Origin of the sequence: Actibacterium sp. (assembly GCF_041584535.1) — a bacterium.
Classification (GTDB): domain Bacteria; phylum Pseudomonadota; class Alphaproteobacteria; order Rhodobacterales; family Rhodobacteraceae; genus Actibacterium_D.
Map to the genome: position 1 here is coordinate 1 of NZ_JBFHDW010000227.1, position 4,446 is coordinate 4,446.

Sequence of the window (4,446 nt, forward strand, 5' to 3'; positions counted from 1 at the left end):
GCCCAGCCCAGCACCCGCTGACGGATCTCAAGATCGGCGGGCTTGGGGTGGTTCTGTTTGGTCCATGGCAAGGTAATGACCAGCGCCGCGCGCCAGGTCCACGCGCTGATCGACATCCAAAGACTGACGCCATTCCTTGGTCAGGTCGTTGATTTCGGGGTTGGGCACGCCCAGATAGACCCGCGCCGCCTTGTGATAGGCCTTGGCCCCATCAGCGCGGCCGGGCACGGCCAGCGCATGCAGCGCTTCTAGCGCCTGATCGGCGGTCATGCTGTGCCGTCCGGAATGCCGGTCGGCGCGCCATCCAGCGTGATGCGGTTCTTTTCGTCCCAATAGGCACGCACGCCGTCATCGCCTTTTTTCTCGGCCCAGATTTTCAGCGTGTCGCGCTCATCCGCATAATCGAAGAACGGCACGGCATAGCCGCACGAGGTCTGCACCATCTCGACCGTGACATCATAGATCTGACGTGCGCCGGGGATCGGCGGGAAATGCGCTGCCAGTTCGGCGAATTCGGCGTCGTCCACATGCACAGCGCGCGCGGTGCCATAGACCCGCAGGATCAGCGGCTGGGTGGTGAACGAACACCACATCAGCGTAATGCGGTTGGCTTGCAACAAATGCCCGGCGGTCTCGTTTCCGCTGCCGGTCAGGTTCAGCCACAGGATGCGGTTCGGTCCCAGAACCCGCAGGCTGTCCATGCCCTTGGGCGAGACATTGACCCGGCCCGTCGGCGCGGCGGTGCCGGTGAAATAGATATGCTGTTTCTCGATGAAGTCGATGTGGCGGTCTTCAAGCGTGTCGAATTGTTTGGCCATGGGTCACTCCACCGTTACGGATTTTGCCAGATTGCGCGGCTGATCGACATCGGTGCCTTTGGCGACAGCGGTGTGATAGGCCAGCATCTGCGCGGGCAAGGCATACAGAACCGGCGCGAACAGGTCCGGGACGTCGGGCAGGCGCAGCACGTGCCAGACGCCTTCGCTTGCGGCCTCGGCGCCCTTGGCATCGGTGATCAACAGCACCTGACCGCCACGGGCAAGGACCTCTTGCATGTTGGACACGGTCTTGTCGAACAAGCGGTCATGCGGGGCCAGGACGATCACCGGCACATGTTCATCGACCAGCGCGATCGGCCCGTGTTTCAGTTCGCCTGACGCATAACCTTCGGCATGTATATAGCTGATTTCTTTAAGTTTAAGCGCGCCTTCCAATGCCAGAGGGAACATCGCCCCACGGCCTAGGAACAGCACGTCGCGGGCCTCAGACAGCTTGCGCGACAGGTTGTGGATCTCATCCTCCAGCGCCAGCGCATGGTTCATCAGCCCCGGCAGGCCGCGCAGATCGGTCAGGTGACCGGCGCAGGTCGCCGCATCCATCCGGCCGGTATCCATCGCGCCGCGCAGCGCCAGCAGCGCCAGCACCGTCAACTGACAGGTAAAGGCCTTGGTCGAGGCAACGCCGATTTCGACCCCGGCATGGATCGGCAACGAGATGTCGCTTTCGCGCGCGATCGAGCTTTCAGCGACATTAACGATCGACAGGATCGCGTCGGCCTTGCCAGCGCAGAACCGCAGCGCCGCCAGCGTGTCGGCGGTCTCGCCCGATTGGCTGACGAACAGCGCCAGCGTGCGGGCCGGGATCGGCGGCTCGCGATAGCGGAATTCCGAGGCCACATCGACATCGACCGGGATACCGGCCAGTTGCTCGAACCAGTATTTGGCGGTCAGGCAGGCCAGATAAGCGGTGCCGCAGGCGACCATGGTGATGCGGTCGAAGCGGCTGAAATCCAGCCCCTCGGGCAATTGGATGGTGTTGTCGGACCCGACGTAATGCTGGATCGCGTCGGCCAGAACCGCCGGTTGCTCGGCGATTTCCTTGGCCATGAAATGCTTGTGCCCGGCCTTTTCGACCCGGGATTCGCTGGCCTGAATGCGGCGGATTTCGCGGTTGGCGGGGCGGCCCTGCGCGTCAAAGATCGCGGCCCCGGCGCGGGTGATTTCGGCGCGGTCGCCCTCGTCCAGATAGGTGATGCGGTCGGTCAGCGGCGCCAGCGCAATCGCGTCCGAGCCGACATACATCTCGCCCTCGCCCCAGCCGATCGCCAGCGGGCTGCCCTTGCGGGCGGCGATGATCAGATCGTCCTCGCCATCGAACAGGAAACACAGGGCAAAAGCGCCCTCAAGCCGGGTCAGGGTCTTGGCGGCGGCATCGCGCGGCGGCAGGCCCTGTTCCAGATAATGCCGCGTCAGCAGGGCGACGGTTTCCGTATCGGTGTCGGTTTCATGTGCCAGACCGCAAGCGGCCAGCTCGGCACGCAATTCGCGGAAATTCTCGATAATGCCGTTATGCACCACCGCCACCGGACCCGAGCGATGCGGATGCGCATTGCCGACACTGGGCACCCCATGCGTGGCCCAGCGGGTATGGCCGATGCCGGATTTCCCGGCCAGGGGATCATGCACCAGCAGATCGCCCAGATTGACCAGCTTGCCCACGGCGCGGCGACGGCCCAGAACGCCGTTATTCACGGTGGCGATCCCGGCACTGTCATAGCCGCGATATTCCAGCCGCTTCAGCGCCTCGACCAGAATAGGCGCGACCTCGTGATCGCCCAGAACGCCAACAATGCCACACATGATTTACTCAGCCTTTTGCTGCTTACGCGCTTTCTCTGCCCGCAGCTTATCAAATAATTTCCGCGCCAGCCCCGGTTTATTAACCTGCTTGGCCCGGGCAATGGCAATCGCGCCATCCGGCACATCGCCGGTGATGACCGAGCCCGACGCGGTCATCGCTTCGTCCCCGACCCGGACCGGCGCCACCAGCATGGTGTTCGAGCCGATAAACGCCCGCGCTCCGATCTCGGTGTGATGCTTGAACACGCCGTCATAATTGCAAGTGATGGTGCCCGCGCCGATATTCGTCGCCTCGCCAACCGAGGCATCGCCGATATAGCTCAGGTGATTGACCTTGGCGCCAGCGTCCAGCGTGGCGTTCTTGATCTCGACGAAATTGCCGACATGCACGTCTTCGGCCAGCTCGGCACCGGGGCGCAGACGGGCATAGGGGCCAACCGTGGCACCGCGCGACACATGGCACCCCTCCAGATGCGAGAACGCCCGGATGCGCGCGCCGGTTTCAACCGTGACACCGGGGGCGAAGATCACGTTCGGCTCAACCACCGCATCACGGCCGATATAGCTGTCATAGCTGAAAAACACGGTCTCGGGCGCGATCAGGGTGACGCCATTCTCCAGCGCCTCGGCGCGCTTGGCCTGCTGGAACACCGCCTCGGCCCGGGCCAGTTCGGTGCGGGTGTTGATGCCCATGGTCTCGGCCTCGTCACAGGTGACGGCGGTGGCGCTGAGGCCGCGCGCATTGGCGATGGCGATGATGTCGGTCAGGTAATATTCGCCCGCCGCATTGTCATTGCTGACTGCGTCGATCAGGTCGAAAAGGGTTTCCGCGTCGGCGCAGATCACGCCAGAGTTACAAATACTTATCGCACGTTCCTCATGCGACGCGTCCTTGTATTCGACGATCCGTTCCAGACGGTCACCGGCCATGACCAGCCGACCATAGCGACCGGGATCAGCGGCCTGAAACCCCAGAACCACCACCGCGTGATTGGCGCGGGCGGCCTGCATCGCTTCCAGCGTTTCGGGGCGGATGAACGGCGTGTCGCCATAGAGAACCACCGCATCGCCGCTGAACCCCGCCAGTGCCGTGCGCGCCTGTGCGACCGCATGGGCGGTGCCCAGTTGCTCGGATTGCTCGGCGATGATCAGATCGGGGTCAAAATCAGCAGCGGCCTTTGCCGTGGCCTCGGCCCCGTGGCCCACCACCAGAACCGAGCGTTCCGGCGTCAACGCGCCCCCCGCCAGCAGCGCATGCACGAATAACGGCGCCCCGCCCAAAGGATGCAAGACCTTCGGCAGGTCGGAATTCATGCGCGTGCCTTGACCCGCGGCCAGAACGATCAGTGCTGTCGGCATGACTGCGGCCCCTTTTCATCTGTTGCTGCACCTTTTATCGGGGTTATTGCAGTTCGCAAGGGTGATGCGGATCAAAAGGCGTTACGCCAGATTTCAGGTTTTGGGCAGATTCACGCCAAGAGGACAAAATGCGCACGGTGATTTTCGATCTAGACGGCACGCTGGCCGATACCAGCGGCGACCTGATCGCGGCAGCGAATGCCTGTTTCATTGGGCTGGGGCTGGGGCAGCCTCTGGACCCGGTGCGCGATCAGGCCACGGCGTTTCGTGGCGGCCATGCCATGCTGCGGCTTGGGTTCGAACGGGTGCAGCCCGAGTTTCAGGACGCTGATATTGAGCGTCAGTTCCCGGTGCTTCTGTCGGCCTATGACACCCATATCGACCGCTACACCACGCTGTATCCGGGGGCCATTCAGGCGGTTGACCGACTGCGCGCCGAAAAGATCGC

Annotated in this window: 5 protein-coding genes; 1 reads left to right on the forward strand and 4 read right to left on the reverse strand. The window is 63.2% G+C overall.

What is annotated here, in order from left to right; translation table 11 throughout:
- Positions 1-27: 27 nt before the first annotated feature.
- Genes ABYW26_RS11105 through glmU form a run of 4 tightly spaced genes read right to left on the reverse strand, consistent with a single transcriptional unit; the run spans position 28 to position 3,998 of the window.
- Entirely contained in the window at positions 28-270 is a 243-nt protein-coding gene (locus ABYW26_RS11105; protein ID WP_372604934.1) for a DNA alkylation repair protein, read from the reverse strand.
- A complete protein-coding gene (locus tag ABYW26_RS11110) occupies positions 267-818 on the reverse strand; it encodes a pyridoxamine 5'-phosphate oxidase family protein (protein WP_372604935.1) in 552 nt (183 codons plus the stop codon). Before ABYW26_RS11110 ends, ABYW26_RS11105 begins: the two co-directional genes overlap by 4 nt.
- 3 nt (positions 819-821) lie before the next feature.
- Positions 822-2,639: a glutamine--fructose-6-phosphate transaminase (isomerizing) gene (gene glmS, locus ABYW26_RS11115; protein ID WP_372604937.1), complete on the reverse strand. Its 1,818-nt coding sequence runs from the start codon at positions 2,637-2,639 to the stop codon at positions 822-824.
- 3 nt (positions 2,640-2,642) lie between these two features.
- Positions 2,643-3,998, reverse strand: coding sequence for a bifunctional UDP-N-acetylglucosamine diphosphorylase/glucosamine-1-phosphate N-acetyltransferase GlmU (gene glmU / locus ABYW26_RS11120; protein WP_372604938.1), 1,356 nt, complete (start codon positions 3,996-3,998; stop codon positions 2,643-2,645).
- 128 nt (positions 3,999-4,126) lie between these two features.
- On the opposite strand from glmU, the gene ABYW26_RS11125 reads away from it, so the two are divergent.
- Positions 4,127-4,446: HAD hydrolase-like protein (locus ABYW26_RS11125; RefSeq protein ID WP_372604940.1), on the forward strand; the 320-nt coding region annotated here is incomplete at its 3' end.